Source organism: Nocardia sp. NPDC004582, from assembly GCF_053602115.1.
In genome coordinates this window covers 1-18,888 of the sequence record NZ_JBSGCY010000127.1, presented here as the reverse complement: position 1 = coordinate 18,888, position 18,888 = coordinate 1, and the positions used below count along the sequence as shown (strand labels likewise).

The 18,888-nt window shown below is 68.9% G+C and carries 19 protein-coding genes, 1 tRNA gene and 1 pseudogene; 14 read left to right on the top strand and 7 right to left on the bottom strand.

The window, feature by feature from the left end; genetic code table 11:
• From ACWELJ_RS27175 to ACWELJ_RS27165, 3 genes are all read left to right on the top strand, one after another.
• Positions 1-1,099, top strand: a 1,099-nt coding sequence (locus ACWELJ_RS27175; RefSeq protein ID WP_452368968.1) for a molybdopterin-dependent oxidoreductase, incomplete at its 5' end; no start/stop codon positions are given.
• A 301-nt stretch (positions 1,100-1,400) separates the two neighbouring features.
• Positions 1,401-2,531, top strand: a complete 1,131-nt coding sequence (locus ACWELJ_RS27170) for a sensor histidine kinase (protein ID WP_452368967.1) — start codon at positions 1,401-1,403, stop codon at positions 2,529-2,531.
• Positions 2,528-3,133, top strand: a complete 606-nt coding sequence (locus tag ACWELJ_RS27165; RefSeq protein ID WP_452368966.1) for a response regulator — start codon at positions 2,528-2,530, stop codon at positions 3,131-3,133. Before ACWELJ_RS27170 ends, ACWELJ_RS27165 begins: the two co-directional genes overlap by 4 nt.
• 276 nt (positions 3,134-3,409) lie before the next feature.
• Here the strand turns inward: ACWELJ_RS27165 and ACWELJ_RS27160 are convergent, their stop codons facing one another.
• On the bottom strand, positions 3,410-5,425 hold the full coding sequence (locus ACWELJ_RS27160; protein WP_452368965.1) for a TPM domain-containing protein: 2,016 nt from the start codon (positions 5,423-5,425) through the stop codon (positions 3,410-3,412).
• A gap of 61 nt (positions 5,426-5,486) precedes the next feature.
• Here ACWELJ_RS27160 and ACWELJ_RS27155 point away from each other — a divergent pair, with 61 nt between their 5' ends.
• The 4 genes from ACWELJ_RS27155 to ACWELJ_RS27140 are packed head-to-tail and all read left to right on the top strand — an operon-like array spanning position 5,487 to position 8,889.
• The gene (locus ACWELJ_RS27155) at positions 5,487-6,182 is read left to right on the top strand and encodes an MBL fold metallo-hydrolase (protein WP_452368964.1); all 696 of its coding nucleotides are present in this window, start codon (positions 5,487-5,489) and stop codon (positions 6,180-6,182) included.
• 44 nt (positions 6,183-6,226) lie between these two features.
• The gene (locus tag ACWELJ_RS27150) at positions 6,227-6,883 is read left to right on the top strand and encodes a YdcF family protein (RefSeq protein WP_452368963.1); all 657 of its coding nucleotides are present in this window, start codon (positions 6,227-6,229) and stop codon (positions 6,881-6,883) included.
• Positions 6,884-6,886: 3 nt separating this feature from the next.
• Entirely contained in the window at positions 6,887-8,155 is a 1,269-nt protein-coding gene (locus tag ACWELJ_RS27145; protein ID WP_452368962.1) for a deoxyguanosinetriphosphate triphosphohydrolase, read from the top strand.
• A 29-nt stretch (positions 8,156-8,184) separates the two neighbouring features.
• Complete coding sequence (locus tag ACWELJ_RS27140) at positions 8,185-8,889, top strand: HalD/BesD family halogenase (protein ID WP_452368961.1); 705 nt, start codon at positions 8,185-8,187, stop codon at positions 8,887-8,889.
• 29 nt (positions 8,890-8,918) lie between these two features.
• Here ACWELJ_RS27140 and ACWELJ_RS27135 read toward each other — a convergent pair whose 3' ends face one another.
• From ACWELJ_RS27135 to ACWELJ_RS27125, 3 genes are read right to left on the bottom strand one after another with little or no spacing between them, the layout of a single operon-like run.
• On the bottom strand, positions 8,919-9,596 hold the full coding sequence (locus tag ACWELJ_RS27135; RefSeq protein ID WP_452368960.1) for an energy-coupling factor ABC transporter ATP-binding protein: 678 nt from the start codon (positions 9,594-9,596) through the stop codon (positions 8,919-8,921).
• A complete protein-coding gene (locus tag ACWELJ_RS27130) occupies positions 9,593-10,141 on the bottom strand; it encodes a biotin transporter BioY (RefSeq protein WP_452368959.1) in 549 nt (182 codons plus the stop codon). The genes ACWELJ_RS27135 and ACWELJ_RS27130 overlap by 4 nt, the downstream gene beginning before the upstream one ends.
• A gap of 34 nt (positions 10,142-10,175) precedes the next feature.
• Positions 10,176-10,766: an energy-coupling factor transporter transmembrane component T family protein gene (locus ACWELJ_RS27125; RefSeq protein ID WP_452368958.1), complete on the bottom strand. Its 591-nt coding sequence runs from the start codon at positions 10,764-10,766 to the stop codon at positions 10,176-10,178.
• A 99-nt stretch (positions 10,767-10,865) separates the two neighbouring features.
• On the opposite strand from ACWELJ_RS27125, the gene dnaG reads away from it, so the two are divergent.
• Positions 10,866-12,779, top strand: a complete 1,914-nt coding sequence (dnaG, locus tag ACWELJ_RS27120) for a DNA primase (RefSeq protein ID WP_452368957.1) — start codon at positions 10,866-10,868, stop codon at positions 12,777-12,779.
• Positions 12,780-12,897: 118 nt separating this feature from the next.
• Here dnaG and ACWELJ_RS27115 read toward each other — a convergent pair whose 3' ends face one another.
• Complete coding sequence (locus ACWELJ_RS27115; protein ID WP_213560124.1) at positions 12,898-13,143, bottom strand: hypothetical protein; 246 nt, start codon at positions 13,141-13,143, stop codon at positions 12,898-12,900.
• Between the two features lie 187 nt (positions 13,144-13,330).
• Here ACWELJ_RS27115 and ACWELJ_RS27110 point away from each other — a divergent pair.
• From ACWELJ_RS27110 to ACWELJ_RS27100, 3 genes are all read left to right on the top strand, one after another.
• A tRNA-Asn gene (locus ACWELJ_RS27110) sits at positions 13,331-13,403 on the top strand.
• A 191-nt stretch (positions 13,404-13,594) separates the two neighbouring features.
• Positions 13,595-13,885, top strand: coding sequence for a type II toxin-antitoxin system Phd/YefM family antitoxin (locus tag ACWELJ_RS27105; RefSeq protein ID WP_452368956.1), 291 nt, complete (start codon positions 13,595-13,597; stop codon positions 13,883-13,885).
• Complete coding sequence (locus ACWELJ_RS27100) at positions 13,882-14,136, top strand: Txe/YoeB family addiction module toxin (protein WP_452368955.1); 255 nt, start codon at positions 13,882-13,884, stop codon at positions 14,134-14,136. The genes ACWELJ_RS27105 and ACWELJ_RS27100 overlap by 4 nt, the downstream gene beginning before the upstream one ends.
• Positions 14,137-14,230: 94 nt before the next feature.
• Here ACWELJ_RS27100 and ACWELJ_RS27095 read toward each other — a convergent pair whose 3' ends face one another.
• Entirely contained in the window at positions 14,231-14,845 is a 615-nt protein-coding gene (locus ACWELJ_RS27095) for a YdcF family protein (RefSeq protein ID WP_452368954.1), read from the bottom strand.
• A 145-nt stretch (positions 14,846-14,990) separates the two neighbouring features.
• On the opposite strand from ACWELJ_RS27095, the gene ACWELJ_RS27090 reads away from it, so the two are divergent.
• The gene (locus ACWELJ_RS27090; RefSeq protein ID WP_452368953.1) at positions 14,991-16,202 is read left to right on the top strand and encodes an FAD-dependent monooxygenase; all 1,212 of its coding nucleotides are present in this window, start codon (positions 14,991-14,993) and stop codon (positions 16,200-16,202) included.
• A gap of 69 nt (positions 16,203-16,271) precedes the next feature.
• Here the strand turns inward: ACWELJ_RS27090 and ACWELJ_RS27085 are convergent, their stop codons facing one another.
• Positions 16,272-16,781 (bottom strand): hypothetical protein, encoded by a 510-nt coding sequence (locus ACWELJ_RS27085; RefSeq protein WP_452368952.1) that lies wholly within the window; start codon positions 16,779-16,781, stop codon positions 16,272-16,274.
• 229 nt (positions 16,782-17,010) lie between these two features.
• Here ACWELJ_RS27085 and ACWELJ_RS27080 point away from each other — a divergent pair, with 229 nt between their 5' ends.
• Complete coding sequence (locus ACWELJ_RS27080) at positions 17,011-18,021, top strand: GAF domain-containing protein (RefSeq protein ID WP_452368951.1); 1,011 nt, start codon at positions 17,011-17,013, stop codon at positions 18,019-18,021.
• Positions 18,022-18,320: 299 nt separating this feature from the next.
• Positions 18,321-18,888 (top strand): annotated as a pseudogene (locus tag ACWELJ_RS27075) (hypothetical protein); the annotation flags it as partial.

The window sequence follows — 18,888 nt, the reverse complement described above, 5'->3', positions numbered from 1 at the left end:
GCCGGGGGCGCTCGGCGCGGTGGCCGCCGCGGCGATGCTGCGGGCCGGACTGCGCAAGCCCGCCGGGCACGGATTACTGTGGGCCGCAGCGGGAACCGGCATGATCGCCGCCGCCGAAACGCTGGTGCGGCGCGAGGACCAGCGGCACCGGGAACGGGCCCGGCGGGTCGGGCCGATGGGCGCGCATGTCCCGGTCCCCGACGACGGCATCGGCAGCGAACCGGGGCTGACCCCGCTGATCACGCCGGCGAGCAAATTCTATGTGGCGGACGTGAATTCGCGGGCCCCGCGCATCGACCCCGCCGAATGGCGGCTGTCCATCGGCGGCCGGGTCGCCCACCGGCTGCGGCTGTCGCTGGCCGATCTGGCCGAGCAGGCTGTCGAATTCGACGCCGTCATGGTGTGCGTGCACAACACCGTCGGCTCCGGGCGGTGCGCCAATGCCCGCTGGCTCGGCGTCCCGCTGACCGCCCTGCTCGACCACGCCGTCCCCGAATCCGGTGCGACCCGCCTGGTCACCCGCGCCGTCGACGGCTACACCATCTCGCTGCCGCTGGAACCGCTGCGCACCGGGGAATGGCCCGGCTACCTGGTCATCGGCATGAACGGGCAACCGCTGCCGCCCGAACACGGCTTCCCCGCACGGGTTTTCGTGCCCGGCATCTACGGCCAGTACTCGGGCGCGAAGTGGGTCGGCGAACTCGAGCTCACCGACGACAGCCACGTCGACTACTGGTGGAAGCGCGGCTGGCCCGCCGAACCGCTGTGGGTGCGGCCGCAGGCCCGCATCGACGTCGCCTCCGGCGGCGGCGCGAGCGGCGGCAAGTTCACCGTCGCGGGCGTGGCCTGGGCCCCGCCGCACGGGGTCGCCGGGGTGGAGATCCGGATCGGCGAAACCGACTGGCTACCGGTGGAACTCGGCTCCGAACTGGCGCCCGCGGCCTGGCGGCGCTGGCGTACCATCGTCGACGTGCCGCCGGGCACCCACACCATTCAGGCCCGCGCCATCAGCCGCTCCGGCGAAGTCCAGGACGCCGAGGAGCGTCCGCCGTTCCCGATCGGGCCGGGCGGTCTGCACAGCGTCACCGTCACCGCCTGATCGCCGCGTCGCGTCCGCCCGGCGGGCCCATGAGCCCTCACCGTCGCCTCCGGCAGCACCGAACCCGACTGAGCGGCACAGGTAGCGCCCCTCGGGCATGACAGGCCGTTGGGCCATGACACGTGTCATGGTCTGTCGATGACAACCGGGAGAGGCAGGAACCCGGTACGTCGGCGAGGGTGGTGATATGAACGCATCCACCCGCCCCGCTTGCCGTGGGGATCGCGCCCGCCGCGCGCCCGCGGTGACTCCGTACGCGGACTGGCGCTGATCGGTGTGGGCTCGGGTAGCGTCCGGCGGTGTGGACGCGGAGGAAGCGGGTATTCGGCGGCGGCGACGATTCGGGACGCTGCTCGCGGCCGTGTGGGCGGTGTACCTGTTCGACCCGCTGCGGCAGGCCGGACAGCTCGAGCATCCGGTGGCCCGCGCGTACACGATCACGGTGATCGTCGCGTTCGGCATCGCCTATGTCGCGTCCTATTGGCTGCTGGTGCGCGGCCCGTCCGACCAGGGCTGGCCGCCCCGGCCGCCCTGGCTGGTGGTGGCCGGATCGCTGGCCGTGCAGGCGGCGCTGATCGTCGCCGCGGCGGTCACCCTGCATGCGCAGATGCTCGGGCTGGGCGTCTACCTGGCCTCCTATATCGCGTTCACTTTGCCGGTGCGGCGGGCGGTCCCGCTCGAACTGACGCTGCTCGTCGTGTTCGCGATACTGCCGCAACTGCTCTCGGGGCGGCCGCCCGACTATTCGCTGATGCAGTCGATCGCGTTGGCGGCCTTCGCGGTCGGCGGGATCCGGGTGATCCTGCAACGCAATCACGAACTGCACATCGCCCGCCGGCAGCTCACCGAATTGGCCGTGGCGGAGGAGCGGCTGCGGGTCGGGCGCGACGTGCACGATATCCTCGGCCACTCGCTGACCGTCATCACCGTGAAAACCGAACTGGCGCAACGGCTCATCGATGTCGCTCCGGAGCGCGCGAAGACCGAGATGGCGGATGTGGAGCAGCTGGCGCGGGAAGCGCTGGCCGGGGTGCGCTCGACCGTCGGCGGGCTGCGGGCGGTGTCGCTCGCGGGCGAGCTGGCCAATGCCCGCACCGCGCTGGACGCCGCCGAAATCGAAGGCGTGCTACCGGATTCCGATGAACTCCCAGCGCGGCACGGTGTCGTGTTCGGCTGGGTGCTGCGCGAAGCGGTCACCAATGTGGTGCGGCACAGCGGCGCGGCGCACTGCTGGGTGCGGGTGACCGCGAACAGCATCGAGATCGCCGATGACGGTGTGGGCCCGCGCGACTCGGCCCGCACCGGATCCGGCCTGTCCGGGCTGCGCGAGCGGGTGCGGGCCACCGGCGGCGAACTCACCCTCGGCGCGCGCCCCGGCGGCGGCTTCCGGGTGCTGGCAAGCTTCCCGGAGACGACCAAGGAGCCGGAATGATCAAACTGCTGCTCGCCGACGACCAGGCGCTGGTCCGCGGCGCCCTCGCGGCGCTGCTGAGCCTGGAACCCGACCTCGACGTGGTCGCCGAGGTCGGCCGCGGTGACGAGGTGCTCGCCGCCGTCGAGCGCACCGCCCCCGACGTGGCCCTGCTGGACGTGGAAATGCCCGGCCTGGACGGCATCTCGGCCGCCGCCCAGCTGCACGCCGCCCACCCCGGCGTGCGCATCCTGATGGTCACCACCTTCGGCCGCCCCGGCTATCTGCGCCGCGCCATCGACGCGGGCGCCTCCGGCTTCGTCGTCAAGGACACCCCCGCCCGAGAACTGGCCGACGCGGTCCGCCGCGTCCATCTGGGCTTGCGGGTCGTCGACCCGGCCCTGGCCACCGAAACCCTCACGGCCGGAACCTCACCCCTCACCGCCCGGGAACGCGAAGTCCTCGCCGCGGCCGCCGATGGCGCGACGGCGGGCGCCATCGCCAAGCGGCTGCACCTGTCCGAGGGCACGGTTCGCAATCACCTGTCCGCCGCTATCGGCAAGACCGGGACTCGTACGCGGGCCGAAGCGGTCCGGGCCGCCGAGCGTCTCGGCTGGCTGTAGCGCCTCGCGGGATTAGCTGAATCATGACCGATTGTCGCTGATTGCGGGAAATGTTCTGAAACGGGCCACTTTCTCAAGTTTGCTGGGCTAGGTTCACCGCTACACCGGACAGTCGGTGCGGAGAGCGAAGTCGGAGGACACCATGGGAATTCTCAGCCTGATCGCGGGGCTCGCGCAGATGGTCATCGGCACCATCGTGGCCAACACGGGTTCGGGTGGGACCGGCTCCGGCTGGTGAGCGCGCCGGGTTCGGCTCGCCCGCCGCGAGCCGAACCCTCAGAACCGGCCGCCCCGGCTGATCCGCCGGGAGCCGTCCGAACCGCCGAAGGAGCCGGGGCCGTAGCCGCCCCCGCCACCGCCGCCGAAGCCGCCGCCGAATCCGCCACCGCCGCGGCGGTATTCGTTCCCCATGCCGCGCAGCATCCCGTCGATGAGAATGCCGCCGAGAATCGCCCCGGTCTGGGAGCCGCCCGAAGAGACGCGTTGCTGCTGCTGAGCCTGCCATTCCCGCACCGCCGCCTGCGCGGTGTGCAGCGCGCGGGCGCCGAGTTCGGCGGCGCGCTGCGCGGATTGGAGAGCTTGTTCGGGATTCGAGGCGGCGAGCTGGTCGGCCTGCTCCAGACTGCGCTGGGCCTCGGCGAGGCGGGTACGCGGTTCGGCGTCGACCCCGCCGCGGCGGGTGCTGATGTAGTCCGCGGCGGCATTGATCTGGCTGCGGGCCGCGGTCAGCGTCTGATCGAGACGGCGGCGCAGGTCGTCGTCCGCTCGTTTGCGGTCACCGGCCGCGGCGATCGCCTGATCCAGTGCGGCATCGGCGGCGACGGCCTGCCGGAAGGCGCCGAGCGGATTGCCGGCCCCGCCGGCGGTGGCCTGGTCGAGGGCGGTGCGCGCGGCGGCCGTCGCGACGGGCAGGTCGGTGCCGCCGTGCAGTGAAAGTCCCTCGGCGGTAGCCAGATCGCCGCGCAGTTCCTCGATGATGGCGGGCAATCCGGCGCGTGCCTGCTCGATGTCGGTGGCGGCGGTGTCGACCGCGTCCAGCAGGATGCGAGCCGCGTCCACGGCCGATTCGGCGGCGCGGATATCGGCCACCGCCGCGCCCTGCTGACCGACCGGTTTGGCCGCGGCGGCCCGCCCGTCCGCGATCGTCTTCTCCGCGAACCCGATTCGCTCGCTCGCCATGCTCACGTTGTCGTGGATGGGCGCGAGCACCGACGCGGGATGCGCGGCCACCAGCCCCGCGAGGGTGGCCTGCGAACCCGGCACCCGCGCGGTCAGCTCGATCAGGTCGCGGGTCAGCGCGTCCAGCCGCTCCCCGGCATTGATGAGCAGATTGCGCATGGCGTCGAATTCGCCGACCTTGGCGTCGAGCTCCCGATTCGCGCTGCCGCAGCTGCTGACCAGGTCGATCAGCATGCGCTGCTGCTGATCCGGGGTCTCGGGGATGTCGTCGTCGAGCTGCTGGCGGATCGAGAACGCCTTGGCCAGCGCCCGTTTCGCGCCGTCCAGCGCGGCGGTGAAGGGTGCGGTGGCGGTGGCCCCGAATTCGTCGGTGGCCAGGCGCAATTCCTCGGTGCTGGTGCGAATGGCGTTGTCGGTGTCGACCAGGGTCTCCTTGGACAGGGCGTCCAGCACGACCAGCGGCAGGGCTTCCAGCGCCCGGGTGTCGGTCGGATCGGTCTTGCGCGCCGATTCCATGACCGAGCGTTCCCGCCGCGCCTTGCGTCGCTTCGACCACCACCAGATGCCCAGCACCGCCAGCGCCACCACGAGCGCGATGAGCAGTATCGGGAACAACCCGATCCCACCGGATCCGCTCATGGCGTCCGAGAGGCCGGTCGCCGTGGCCAGCCCGGCCCCGGCCCACTGGCCGTCGCGCAGCTTCGGCTCCACCCGGTCGGTGAGCAACCGGTCCAGTTCCTTGTCGCTGACCGACTGCGGCACCGTCCCGGTGAACGCGTACGCGCGATCGTCGACGGCCACCGACAGCAGCACGTCGCGATCCCCGAACCCGGACAGCTTCGCGGTCTGCTCACCCCAGGCGTGCGAGTCCATCCCGTTGAAGTCGCGCACGTAGACGACCCACAGCCGCTCGTGGTCACGCGAGTACAGCGCGTCGATGGCCTGCTGCAGCTCCGCGGTCTGCCCACGGTCCAGCGCCCCGGCCTGATCGGTGATGTAGCCGGGCAGTCGCAGGGGCGGTTCGGCCGCGGCCGGCGCGGCGTGTCCGCCGATCAGGGCCGAGGCCGCGAGCAGACCGGTCACGAGGAGGGACAGCTGCTTCGATGGCCGCATGCGTCGAATCTAACTGTGGAACGCGGAGGGTCGGTTTCTTCTGCACACTGTGTCGGGAGCCATGACTACGATCGGTGAGGTGATCACGATCGATTCGCCCTATACGGGCCACGTCTCGCCCGGCTCCAATCCGCAGCAGCGTGAGGTTCCGGGCGCGCGCATCGTGAAGATGTCGGTCGGCGGCATGGACAACAACACCTATCTGGTGCAGTGCGCCGCCACCGGGGCCACCCTGCTGATCGACGCCGCCAACGAGGCCGATCGCATTCTCGAGCTCATCGCCCAGGAGGCGCCGGGCCGGGTGGAACTCATCGTCACCACCCATCAGCATCGCGACCACTGGATCGCGCTACCGGATGTGGTGTCGGCCACCGAGATTCCCACCGCCGCGCACGCGCTCGACGCCGAGCCGCTGCCGGTCGCCCCGGCCCGGCTGCTGGCCGACGGTGACAAGGTCCGGGTCGGCGAGCTCGAACTCGAGGCGATCCACCTGCGCGGGCACACCCCGGGCTCGGTCGCGCTGGCGCTGACCGACGGCGCGGGCGGCGTCCACCTGTTCACCGGTGATTCGCTGTTCCCCGGTGGCGTGGGCCGGACCCAGTCGCCGGAGCAGTTCACCTCGCTGCTCGGCGATGTGGAGTCCAAGCTGTTCGACCGCTATCCGGACCAGGCCGCGGTGTATCCGGGCCACGGCGATGACACCACACTCGGCGCCGAGCGTCCGCAATTGCCCGAATGGCGGCAGCGCGGTTGGTGAGACTCCGCAACCGCCACACCGAACCAGACTGGCTGGTACGGGACATGACCACCGCCACCGCCGCCGGCCGGGGCGGCGGCACGCTGCGCTGGATGCGGCGACTACTGCTCGGCGGAGTACTGATGGGCCTGGTCGTGGTCGGCGGGACCGCCCTGCACGTGTGGCAGGTGGCCCGCATCGACGACTACACCCGCGCCGACGCCATCGTGGTGCTGGGCGCGGCCCAATACGACGGCACGCCGTCATCGGTGTTCGAGGCGCGACTGGACCAGGCCGGCAAGCTGTACCGCAAGCAGGTCGCGCCGATGATCGTCACCGTGGGCGGCAAACGGGTCGGCGACAATTACACCGAGGCGGCCTCGGGCAAGAACTATCTGAAGAACGAGGGCGTGCCCGAGGATCGGATCCTGGCCGTCGAAACCGGATCCGACACCCTGCAGAGCGTGGAGGCGGTGTCCAAAGCGCTACTGGCGCGCGGCAAGTCGTCGGTGGTGCTGGTCAGCGACCCCTGGCATTCGCTGCGCACCCGCACCATGGCGCGCGACGCCGGACTGTCGGCCTGGACCGCGCCCACCCGCACCGGGCCCGCGGTGTACACGCGGGAATCGCAGGCGCACGGCATCTTCCGGGAGACCTTCGCGTTGCTCTGGTATCAGCTGACCCATTTCTCGGCGGACTTCAAATACACGGCGGATCAGTGAGCAATGAACGCACGCATCGACTACGACGGGGTGTACACCGACGCCGACCGGGAACGCATGGTTCCCGAGACGGATTCGACGGCGGGACTGAGCTGGTCGCCGTGCCCGGCCCGGCGCAGCGAGTTCGCGCGCGACCGGGCGCGGGTGCTGCACTCGGCGGCGCTGCGGCGGCTCGCCGACAAGACCCAGGTCATGGGCCCGCGCGACGGTGACACCCCGCGCACCCGGCTCACCCATTCGCTGGAGGTCGCCCAGATCGGCCGCAGCATCGCCGACAGCCTGGGCTGCGATCCCGACCTGGTGGACCTGGCCGGGCTCGCCCACGACATCGGGCATCCGCCCTACGGGCACAACGGTGAGAAAGCCCTCGACCAATTCGCCGACGCGCACGGCGGTTTCGAGGGAAACGCGCAGAACCTGCGCATCCTCACCCGGATCGAACCCAAGGTGATCGACGATCGGGGCGTCAGTTTCGGGCTCAACCCGACCCGCGCCGCCCTGGACGCCGTCATCAAATACCCGTGGGGCAGAACCGGTCCCGGCTCCAAGTTCGGCGCCTACGGCGTGGACATGGACCGCCTGGACTGGGTCCGCAAGGGCGCGCCCGACCGCCGCCAGTGCCTGGAGTCGCAGATCATGGACTGGGCCGACGATGTCGCCTACTCGGTGCACGATGTCGAGGACGGGGTCATCGTGGGGCGAATCGACCTGCGCGCCCTGGCCGACCCGGCCGAACAGGTGGCGCTCGCCGAACTCGGCGCGCAACGGCATGCCGCGCACTCCGTGGACGACATGGTGGCCGCGGCGCAGCGGCTCTCCGAACTGCCGGTGGTCGCGGCCGCCGCCGAGTACGACGGCTCGCTGCTCGCCTCTGTCGCGCTCAAACGGCTGACCAGCGATCTGGTCGGCCGTTTCGCCACCGCCGCCGTCGAGGCCACCCGCGCCGGCTGGGGCGGCCGCCAATTGTCGCGCTACACCGCCGATCTGGAGGTGCCGCCCATCGTGGCCGCCGAGGTCGCGGTCCTCAAGACCATGGCGTTGCGCTACGTGCTCTCCGACCCCATCCACCGGGTGCGGCAGGCCGGGCAGCGCGAACGCGTCCTGCTCGTCGCCGACCGGTTGCTGGCCGCCGCCCCGCACGGGCTGGACCGGTTGCTGCTGCCGTGGTGGGAGGCCGCCGGCGACGACACCGCGCGGGTGCGGGTGATCGTCGACCAGATCGCCTCCTACACCGAGAGCCGCCTGGAACGCATCGCCGCCGCGATACCCTGAGTGCGGTGAATCCGGCGGCAGGGGGCGCGATGACACGCGAGGTGGACGACCTGGTCGACCTCGAGCGATATCCGCTCGACCGGCGGTCCGTGACTCGGCTGCGTGCGGTGATCGAGCGGTCGCAGGCGGACTTCCTGGTCAGCGGAGTCACCGTGCTGCCCGAATTCCTGCGGCCCGCCGCGGTCACCGAGATGGCCGCCGACGTGCTCTCCGACGGACTCGGCGACGCCATGCGCTTCGAATTCACCGTGGCCTGCGACCGGATCCCGGACTCCTCGCCGCTGAAGGCGCTCTATCACTGGGAACCGTTGCGGGAGTTCGTCTCCCACCTGGTGGGGGAGCAGGCCTACCGGTCCGCCGACGAACTGGGCGCCATGACGGTGCAGATCCACGAGAACGGGGACGTGCAGGACTGGCACTATGACATGTCCGACTACACGGTCATGCTGCACATCGTCGCGCCGGAGCGGGGCGGGGCGCTCGAATACATCCCGCTGCCCGGGGCTTTCATCGAGCGCGGGGGCGGGCTGCCGATGCGGCACCGGCACATGGTGAAGATGCTGCCGACCGTGCCGGGCACGCTGGTGCTGCACGCCGGGCGGCGGTCCCGGCATCGGGTGACGCCGGTGCAGGGGGAGATTCCGCGGGTGAGCGTGCACATGGCGTTCAACGCGCGGCCGGGACAGCGGTTGAACGCGCATGTGCGGCGGTATCTGTTCGGGCGCGAGGACTGAAGTCCTGGTCGGCGCGCACGGACCGACGCTCAGTCGGAGTGCATGGCCACGTACTGCGGGATGGTCCGCGCGGGCGGGCCGTCGGCCACGATACGGCCCTCGTCGAACACCAGCACACGGTCGAAATCGGCGAGCAGGTCCAGATCGTGGGAGACCACGACCAGTTTCTGTGGAAGCTCGCGCAGCATCCGGGTGACGCGGCGGGTATTGCGCAGGTCGAGCAGGGTGGTCGGTTCGTCGAACACCACGTACTCGGGTCGCACCGACAGCACCGCGGCGATGGCGAGCAGCTGTTTCTGGCCGCCGCTGAGCAGATGCGCGGGGTGGTCGCGGAATTCGGTGAGGCCGTAGGTCGCGAGGGTCTCGGTGACCCGCTGCGGGATATCGGATTTGGCGACGCCGTGGTGTTTGAGCCCGAAGGCGAGGTCCTCGGCGACCGTCGGCATGACGATCTGGACATCCGGATCCTGGAACACGAATCCGACCAGTTTACGAACGGCCCGACCCTGTTTGCGGGTATCGAGGCCGTCCACGCGGACCGTGCCGGTCGTCGGCACCTGCAGGCCGTTGAGCAGCCGCGCGAAGGTGGACTTGCCCGAACCGTTCGCGCCGACCACGGCGATCCGGTGCTCGCTCAACCGCAGGTCCAGGTCGCGCAGTACTTCGCGCTCGCCGAATCGGTGTGAGACGCCGTCGAGTTCGATCATGCCCGGGCCGGAATCATCGGATACGCCTTGCGCACCGCCACCGCGGCCAGCGACCCGATCACCGTCTTGACCACGTCGCCGGGCAGGAACGCCACCGAGGTGGTGATGGCCTTGCCCAGCGAGATGTGCGCGGCCGCGGCCATCCACGGAATCCCGATGGCGTACAGCACGATCGCGCCACCCAGGAAGTTGATCAGCAGGGCCAGCGGCAGGTTGTAGTGCTTCCACACCCGCTCGGTGAGCAGGCCGATCACGAGTGCGCCGATCGGATAGGCGATCACGAAGCCACCCGTCGGACCCATGATCACCGACAGGCCGCCGCGCCCGCCCGCCAGCACCGGCAGCCCCGCGAAGACCAGGACGTCGAAGAGCAGCATGGCCAGCGCTCCGCGCTTGGCGCCCAGAATCGAGCCCGCCAGGATGACGCCCAGAGTTTGCGAGGTGAACGGTGCGAAGGCTCCCGGCAATTGGATCAGCGGGAAGAATCCCAGGACCACCATGATTGCCGCGAACAGCGCGATCTGCGCCAAATCCCTACTACGCACCTGAGGCATCCTAAATGGGTGTCGGCCCGACCGGTCAGTCCAGTCCGCGAGCGTCCAGGGCCTCGCCGACACCGTCGGCCATGCGCAGTGTGCGGATCAGTAGCGGGACCAGGAAGACCGTGCTGCGTTCGATGCCGCGGGCCCGCTGGGCGGCGCGCACGAGTTCGGCCTGCTCGCGGATGACGGGGATGAATCGGATGGTCATGGCGACCAGCAGGCCGACCCGTTCGGGCCGGACGCCGAGCGGCCGCAGCGGGGTGAGTACGCGTTCGATGGTGTCGACCATGGCCGAGGTGCGGGTGGTCAAGGTCACCAGATTGGCCAGCAGGACCAGGGTGAGCAGACGTTCCCCGACCAGGACCGCCGTGCGCGCGTCGGTGAAGAGCAATTGCGCGATCACGATCAACGCCAGGAACGGCAGCAGCGCAAGGACCTGCCGCCCGGTCGTCCGCCACGGAATCCGCGCGAGCGCGTACAAGCCCAGCACCACGATGAGCGCGCTCGTCAGCACGGTGATCGACGACACGAAGAACAGTGCCGTCCCCGCGACCGCGAGCCCGGCCAGCTTCACCCCCGCGGGCACGACGTGCACCGGCGTCCGGGCGTCGTGATAGAGGCTGAGCACGCATCGATCCTGGCACGTGCCGGAAAGGCCATTCGGTCCGGCGTCCAGCCCGTGCGTCCCGGTCGAGCGTGTCGGCTGCCCGGGGCTAGACTCGCTGACGTGGCTGGCCGACTTCCGGACCGCGATATCGCGGCGATTCGTGAACGTGTCCGGATCGAGGATGTCGTGGGGGAGTACGTCGCCCTCCGCCGGGCCGGTGCGGACTCCATGAAGGGCCTGTGCCCGTTCCACGACGAGAAGTCGCCGTCGTTCCACGTGCGGCCCAATCACGGCGTGTTCCACTGCTTCGGCTGCGGTGAGGGCGGCGACGTCTTCGCGTTCCTGCAGAAGATCGAGCACATCGGTTTCGTCGAGGCTGTCGAGCAGATGGCCGACCGGCTCAACTACAAGATCAACTACGAGGGCGGCGGCACCTCGGTCCGCGTCGACCGCGGCACCCGCGCCCGGCTGGTCGCCGCCAACGCCGCCGCGCACGAGTTCTACATCGCACAGCTCGGTGAGCCCGGGGCCGAGGCGGCCCGCAAGTACCTCACCGACCGTAATTTCGACCACAACGCCGCCCACCAGTTCGGCTGCGGCTACGCCCCCGGCGGCTGGGACACCCTCACGAAACACCTGCTGCGCAAGGGTTTCGAGTTCAAGGAGCTGGAGGCCGCGGGCCTGTCCAAGCAGGGCCAGCGCGGCCCGATGGACCGCTTCAACCGCCGCCTGCTGTGGCCGATCCGCAATCTCGGCGGCGAGGTGATCGGCTTCGGCGCGCGCCGGTTGTATGACGACGACACCATGACCGCCAAGTACATCAACACCTCGGAAACGTTGCTGTACAAGAAGTCTCAGGTGCTGTTCGGGCTCGACCACGCCAAGCGCGAGATCGCCAAGGGGCACCAGGCCGTGGTCGTGGAGGGCTACACCGACGTCATGGCCATGCACCTGGCCGGGGTCAAGACCGCGGTCGCCTCCTGCGGCACCGCCTTCGGCGACGAGCACCTCGCGATCCTGCGCCGCCTGCTCATGGACGACAACTTCTGGCGCGGCGAGATCATCTACACCTTCGACGGCGACGCCGCGGGCCAGGCCGCCGCGCTGAAGGCCTTCTCCGGCGACCAGAAGCTCGCCGGCCAGACCTACATCGCCGTGGCCCCCGACGGCCTCGACCCGTGCGAACTGCGCCAGCGCAACGGCGACGGCGCGGTCCGCGACCTGGTCGCCCGCCGAGTTCCGTTGTACGAGTTCGTCATCCGCGGCCTGCTCGCCGAACACAACCTCGACGCCCCCGAAGGCCAGGTCGAGGCCCTGCGCCGCGCCGTTCCCGTGGTCTCCCAGATCAAGGACTTCGCCCTCCGCAAGGCCTACGCCACCAAACTGGCCGGTTGGGTCGGCTGGGACGACATCCAGCAGGTGGTCCGCCGCGTCGGCGAGGAGGCCCGCAAGGGCGCCCGCACCGGCGCCAAGCCCGGCATCCCCGAACGTCAACCCCACCACGAGGTTTCACCCACCCCCGCCGCCCGCCCCAACCCCGCGGACCCGGCCCTGCTGCCCCAGCGTCAAACCCTCGCCGCGGCACTCCAATACCCGGCCTTCGCGGGCGCGGTCTTCGACTCCCTCGAGCCCGAAGCCTTCACCCACCCGGCGTTCGTCGCGGTCCGCGCCGCCATCGCCGAAGCCGGCGGCACCGCCGCGGGCCTCACCGGCGCCGAATGGGTCACCGCCGTCGCCGACAACACCGACGACCTCACCCTGCGCGCCATGGTCTCCGAACTGGCAGCCGAACCGCTTCCGGTGAAATCCGCCGACGACATCCCCCGCTTCGTCGCCGGCGTCCTGGCCCGCACCCAGGAATCCTGGGTAGGCCGCCAGATCGCCGAACTGAAGTCCAAACTCCAGCGCATCTCCTCCACCGAACAACCCGACGCCTACATGGCCCTGTTCGGCGACCTGGTAGCCCTGGAGCAATACCGCAAGAGCCTCCTCACCCAGGCCATGGGCAACTCAGGCGACTTCGCAGGCGTCTAACGAACCGCTACTCACCCACCCACACCACACCCACCCGGCAGGCGGCGAAGCTCGCAGCCCCGGGCAGGGGTGTGGGGGCGCAGCCCCCGCGAGGGGCAAGGGGCAAAGCCCCAATCCCTCAGCGCCGCAGCTGGTCCTGCGGCACAAGGATCGTGGTCCGCTCATCCAGCGGCACCATCGGCTCCAGCTTCGGCTGCGTGTTCAGCTTGTCCGCAAGCTTCTGCCGCCCCATCAACACGACCTTCCGCGTGACAGGACTCTCACTGATCGCACGGGTCGTCTTGCTGATCTGCTCATACCGAACCCGCCCGGCCTTGGCGCCCAGCACATACCCAGCCGCCACACCGATGATCAACCGCAGCATCCCGAGAAGCTCCTCCCATAGACCAGTCCGCCCCCATATCCTGCCCGACCCCACCCCACCCTGTCGATCCGGCACCCCGACCCATCCCCACCCACATTCCCGCAGGTAGAGCCGCGATTTGGGAACTGTACAACCGATACGCTAAAGTTTTCCCCGGCCGGTCCGGAAGGGCCAGCCAGGGAAACAATCCCCTATAGCTCAATTGGCAGAGCAGCCGACTGTTAATCGGCAGGTTTCTGGTTCGAGTCCAGATGGGGGAGCCGAAAAGGCCCCTGATTCAGTAGTTCAGACTGCTGAATCAGGGGCCTTTCCTGTTTTGTCATCTTCGCTCCCTGAGGCTGGATGCCTTAGCGCGGAACGGATTTGGTCAGGACATGACTTCGCTGATCGGACACAACTTGTACCATTTTTTGGTACCGTACAAGTATCCCGTACAGAGGAGGATGTAGCGATGACTGAATCCGTGTCGGCGAGCGAAGCCCGCAACAAGCTGTTCCCGCTGATCGAAGAGGTCAACACCGACCACACCACGATCCACATCACCAGTAAGAAGGGCAACGCCGTTCTGATGAGTGAAGAGGACTTCAACTCGTGGCGCGAGACCATCTATCTGTATCGGTCCCCGGCGAACGCGAAGCGGCTCGCGGAAGGTATGGCTCAGGCGGAGGCTGGAGAGGTGGTGACGTTCTCCCTAGGCGAGCTCGAAGATATGGCCGCCCGAATCGATGCGGAGGACGAATGAACATCACGTTCACCAAGAACGGTTGGGAGGACTACCAGCACTGGGTCACCGCGGACCGCAAGATGTTCACGAAGATCAACCGCCTGATCGCCGAGGTTTCCCGGAACCCCTTCGAAGGCATCGGCAAGCCGGAACCCTTGCGGGCGGACAGATCCGGCTACTGGTCGCGGCGGATCACCGACGAACACCGCTTGATCTACTCGGTAGCCGGCGAGACGATCGCGATCGTCCACGCGCGGTACCACTACTAGCGGCGGCGGGCACTCTGATCCGACGAGGAGAGGTGGGTGCACGGCCGCCGTCGCAACTTGTGCACCGATGGCCGTTCGTCGCCAAGTTAGGCGGTTAGCTGGTCGCGCTGTTCCGATGTGAGAACGAGATCCGCCATGGCGCTAGTTTTCCCCGGCCGTACAAGGCGAGTAGGGGTTTCAGGGGCATCCATTCGCCGAAGCGGTAGTCGGCGCCGCGCACGAGTCGCTCGGCGAGGTCTGGGCGTTGGCGGAGGAGGTAGGAGCGGGCTCGTTCGGCGTGGTGGGGCAGGGAGACGATCTTGATGTGGTCGGCGGTCTCGAGGTAGGGGAGGGCGAAAGCTATGTTCTCCCAGGTGGTTCGGCTCTGTCGTTCGACCGTGACCGGTCCGTGGTAGCCGCGGGTGGTGGCGTAGTCGGCCATCAGTGCGGCTTCGGGGGTCGGGCCCGCGCAGGCGCCGCCGCACAGGATGAGGCGGCTACTGGCCGCGGCTGGGTCGATGGAGCGCAAGCCGGCGCGTACTCGCCAGCGGTTCATGGCATTGGCTCGGGGGCCCGCGTTGCGATAGCCCAGGACGACGACCGCCTCCGTGGTGCCGGGGGCGGAGCCCACGAATCTGCGTGAGGCGCGCCAGTTTTCCCACTCGCCCCAGAGGCTCACTGCCATGACTGCCCCGATCGACAGTCCGATCCGTCCCTTGCGGGTCGTCACGTTCATGTCCTCTCACCAGCGTCGATTCGTGTTCGAGCCTACGCTGAACCACTGTGTTAGACATTTGTTCTAGACAAACGTGTCAGACCTCGTGTAGACATATGTCTTAGACAGACGTTCTTCACCACGAACTGGGAGACAACCGATGAGCACCACCGCCAACACCCTTCGCGTCCTGGTCGCCGGCGGCGGCATTGCCGGCAATGCTGTTGCCCTGCAGTTGCTTCGGGCCGGTTTCGCGGTCACTGTAGTCGAGCGGGCGACCGCGCCGCGGCCCGGTGGGCAGGCGGTCGACCTGCGCGGGGCCAGCCGGGAGGTGGCCGAGCGGATGGGGCTGATGGAGGCGATCAGCAAGAGCTTGCTGCACGAGAAGGGGATGGCCCTGGTCAAGGCGGACGGGTCGTCGGTGTACCGGATGTCGATGGAGATGTTCGACGGTAAGGGTCCGGTGGCCGATATCGAGATCAGCCGGGGTGATCTCAACAACGTGCTGCTCACCGAACTCGCCGGCGCCGCGGGCGAACTCGACTACCGCTACGGCGACTGGATCGAGACCATCGACCAGGATGCCGACGGCGCCACGGTCGGATTCAACTCGGGCCGCGAGGAGCGCTACGACCTGGTGATCGGTGCCGACGGCGTGCACTCGCGGACCCGGAAGCTGGTGTTCGGCCCGGAGGAAGAGTTCACCACCTTCCTGGGCGGCTACATGTCCTTCTACACGATCCCGACCCCGGCGGGTGTGGAGCAGGACTGGATGTCCATGCACGTGGTGCCGCGCGCCTCGTTCGGCCTGCGCCCCGATTTCGACCCGGCCACCTCGAAGGCCATCATCACCCTGCGCACCGACGCCGACCCGGCCCTGCGCCGCGATGTTCCCGCTCAGCGCAAGCTGATTCGCGACATGCTGGCGGACGCGGGCTGGCTGGCCCCGGAGGCCCTCGGGCACCTGGAGACCACCGAGGACTTCTACTTCGACGAGCTGGTCCGCGTCGACATGCCCACCCTCTCCAAGGGCCGCGTCACCCTGCTCGGCGACTCCGGTTTCTGCGGCTCCCCGATGACCGGCATGGGCACCGCCATGGCCATTGTCGGCGCCTACCTGCTGGCGGGCGAAATCGCCGCCACCCCAACCGATATCGACGGCGCGCTGGCCCGCTACGAGGAGCGGGTCACCCCGTTCCTGGAGAAGGCCAAGGAACTCCCCGGCGGCGGCATCCAGATGATGCTCCCCACCTCGAAGCTCGGCCTGAAGATGATGCAGCAGGTCGGAAAGCTCATGACCACCAAGCTGTTCCGCCCCATCATGATGAAAATGCTGGACCAGACCCAGGACTACGTGCTCCCGACCTACTGATCACACCGCGAAGGGCCTTCACCGACCGTTCCACCAGGTCGATGAAGGCCTTGTCGCGTGCCCGGCCCGCTAACTCGACCCGCTGGTCGCCGCGCCGAGCAGCCCCGACAGGATGCTGGATATCACCGCACCCGGCAGGTCGCTGGTGGCCGAGCCGGACGCGGACCCGCTGGCGGACCCGGTCAGGTATCCGCGGCCCGGCCCGGTCGTCGAGCCGAGGAAGGCATCGCCGCCCCCGTTGGCCAGCTCGTCGAGCGCACAGGTGGCGAGTCCGCCACCGGAACCACTGGCCAGCGCGGTGATGATGCCGTTGGACAGACCTGCGGCGGAACCGCTTTCGGGTCCCGCGGCGGACCCGCCGAGGAACCCGAGTGCGAATCCGGTGACCGAGCCGGTGGCGGCCGAACTGGCCCAGCCTTTGAGGAATCCCTCGAGACAGGTCATGCCGGGCTGTTGTGCCGCGGGCTCGGCCTGGGTGACCCCCGGGCCTTCGACCGTGAGTGGTTCGGCGGCCGCCGGCCCGGCCGCGATGGCGAGTGAAAGACCGATAGAAGCGGTGATCAGAATGATGTTTCGCATCGAAGTACTGCTTTCCCCGAGAAACTTGGACGCTCGACCAAATTAACTCCGCGGCCGGTCGTCCGCACGCTGATCACGAAACTTGGCGGGAACGGCTCAACGTCGAGTGCTCGGCGAAAAGCATTGGGGGATAACCTGACTCGAGCAAAATTCGAGCAACTGATCCGGATCCTGCCGCGCTGGGGGAGACTCGTGTACTCATGGTCAGGGGATGAGAGGGGAGTACGCGGTGACCGTAACCCGGTGGTTGTTGATCGAGACGTTCGGCGGCGGGGAGCCGACCGTGATCGGACTCGGAAGTGCGCCAAGGAAATTCGTCCCGCTCACCCAGATGTTCCGGCAGCGGGAGACCTGTTCGGCCATTCGCGGCGCGGTGGCCGCGACCCTGGCCCGGCTCGAGCCGGTCGATATCCTCAGCGCGGACGGGCGGCGGCGGACGGTGACGGTGCCGTTGCACATCACGCCCGAGCGGGTGCACGCCGTATTGCTGTGGTCGGGGCCGGTCGAGGAGGAGATCCCGCCGCGAGATCGGGTGGGGGCGTGGTACTTCAATCTCTCGACGTCGAAGTCCACGCGATCGGACGATCTGCTGGATCTGTACGGGGTCGCGCCGGAGAATCGGGCTCGGGAGCATGCCATCGCGGGGGTGTTCGCCAGGGTGATCACGAACAGCGACGAGTCGGATGCGCTGGCGAAGATCGTGCGGTCGGCGCCGGGGACCGAGCATCAGGCGGTGTGGACCGTGCGACGGGACGACGGGGCGTTGCGGGCGGCGCACTTCTCCTGCCGGATTCTGGAAGAGCGCACGTCCGCCGAGGGGGTGCAGCACTTCATGCGAGGGGTTACCCATGACATCGGCGACGCTGCCGAGGTGAGTTCGGCTCCGCCGCCGGTGATTCTCGAGCATCGGGTGCTGGACGCGGCTGCGGCCGAAGGGGATTACCGGGCGATCATGGATCTGCGGAATCTGCGGTTGTTGCGGTGGATGGGGCCGGCGATGCCCGGGATCGCGTGGCAGTCGTTGGCGGGGGAGCCGGAGCCGGGTATTCATCCGGAGGATCTGGGGATCGCGAAGGCCATGAGCCGGGATCTGGCGCAGGCGCGGACCTCGGGGGTGTTGCGGGTGCGGGCGCTGGATGGCGGGTGGCGGACGGTGCGGGCGCGGGCGGTGTTGATGGCGCTGGATCAGTACACGACCGCCGCGCTGGTGACGGTTCGGGACCCGGACCTGGCGGATTAGCCGGCCAGCAAACAAACCATCAGTAATGTTTGTTGGGTATATAACAGCGGTTGACCGCGCGTCGCGGGTTTGCGGCAGGTCAGCGTGATCAAGGGGGAAATACGCTGGTGGGCGGGGGATTTGCTCAATTGATCACGGAATGTCCGGATCGCTACACTGCCGCCAGAACGCACCCGCGCGAGCGGGAATCTTGCCGGTTCTCCCCGTGAGGCCGCCTGGCGCGTCGTTGACAGGCCCTGCCCGGAAACGCTTCCGCTGCTCCGGCGGTTGTGGCTGCTCGGCGTAGGGAGGCGGCAACAGTGCTCGGACCGAACAATGCGTGGTGGCTTCTTCTTCTCGGCGTCCGGCAGTGGCTGGCGGCCCGGCTGATGCGATCGATGGGGTTGCGCACCTATCGGTGCGTGAATGTCCGCGGACTCGAGCCGAATCCCACCCAGATCGTCCGAATCTCCCTGGACCGCGTACGAATCGGCGCGGCGCTGCGCCAATCCGGGGAGAACGCACGGCATGTCGCCGCGCTGGCGGAGGTCGCAGCCGCGCTGCCGCCGATCGTGGTGCACCGGCCGAGCATGACGGTCATCGACGGCGCCCATCGCGTGCGGGCCGCGCAGTCGAGCGGGTCGCAGTGGATCGACGCCGTCTACTTCGACGGCGACGACGGACAAGCCCTGCTGCTGGCCGTTCGGCTGAACACCGCGCACGGACTGCCGCTGTCCGCCGCCGATCGCAAGGCCGCCGCCGAACAGGCACTGGCCTACTACCCGGACTGGTCGAACCGTCGGCTGGGCATGGCACTCGGCCTGTCCGAGCGCGCGATCGCGGCCGTGCGGCGCAGAACCGCGTCGCTGCCGACCTGTTCGCCGCGCC

Bases quoted from the DNA above. Each gene is read 5' to 3' on its own strand.
- ACWELJ_RS27140 (WP_452368961.1), top strand. From the start codon at position 8,185: ATGACACGCGAGGTGGACGACCTGGTCGACCTCGAGCGATATCCGCTC.
- ACWELJ_RS27160 (WP_452368965.1), bottom strand. From the start codon at position 5,425: ATGCGGCCATCGAAGCAGCTGTCCCTCCTCGTGACCGGTCTGCTCGCG.
- ACWELJ_RS27115 (WP_213560124.1), bottom strand. From the start codon at position 13,143: ATGCTGCGGTTGATCATCGGTGTGGCGGCTGGGTATGTGCTGGGCGCC.
- ACWELJ_RS27135 (WP_452368960.1), bottom strand. From the start codon at position 9,596: ATGATCGAACTCGACGGCGTCTCACACCGATTCGGCGAGCGCGAAGTA.
- ACWELJ_RS27085 (WP_452368952.1), bottom strand. From the start codon at position 16,781: ATGCGAAACATCATTCTGATCACCGCTTCTATCGGTCTTTCACTCGCC.
- ACWELJ_RS27150 (WP_452368963.1), top strand. From the start codon at position 6,227: ATGACCACCGCCACCGCCGCCGGCCGGGGCGGCGGCACGCTGCGCTGG.
- ACWELJ_RS27165 (WP_452368966.1), top strand. From the start codon at position 2,528: ATGATCAAACTGCTGCTCGCCGACGACCAGGCGCTGGTCCGCGGCGCC.
- ACWELJ_RS27105 (WP_452368956.1), top strand. From the start codon at position 13,595: ATGACTGAATCCGTGTCGGCGAGCGAAGCCCGCAACAAGCTGTTCCCG.
- ACWELJ_RS27155 (WP_452368964.1), top strand. From the start codon at position 5,487: ATGACTACGATCGGTGAGGTGATCACGATCGATTCGCCCTATACGGGC.
- ACWELJ_RS27100 (WP_452368955.1), top strand. From the start codon at position 13,882: ATGAACATCACGTTCACCAAGAACGGTTGGGAGGACTACCAGCACTGG.
- ACWELJ_RS27090 (WP_452368953.1), top strand. From the start codon at position 14,991: ATGAGCACCACCGCCAACACCCTTCGCGTCCTGGTCGCCGGCGGCGGC.
- ACWELJ_RS27145 (WP_452368962.1), top strand. From the start codon at position 6,887: ATGAACGCACGCATCGACTACGACGGGGTGTACACCGACGCCGACCGG.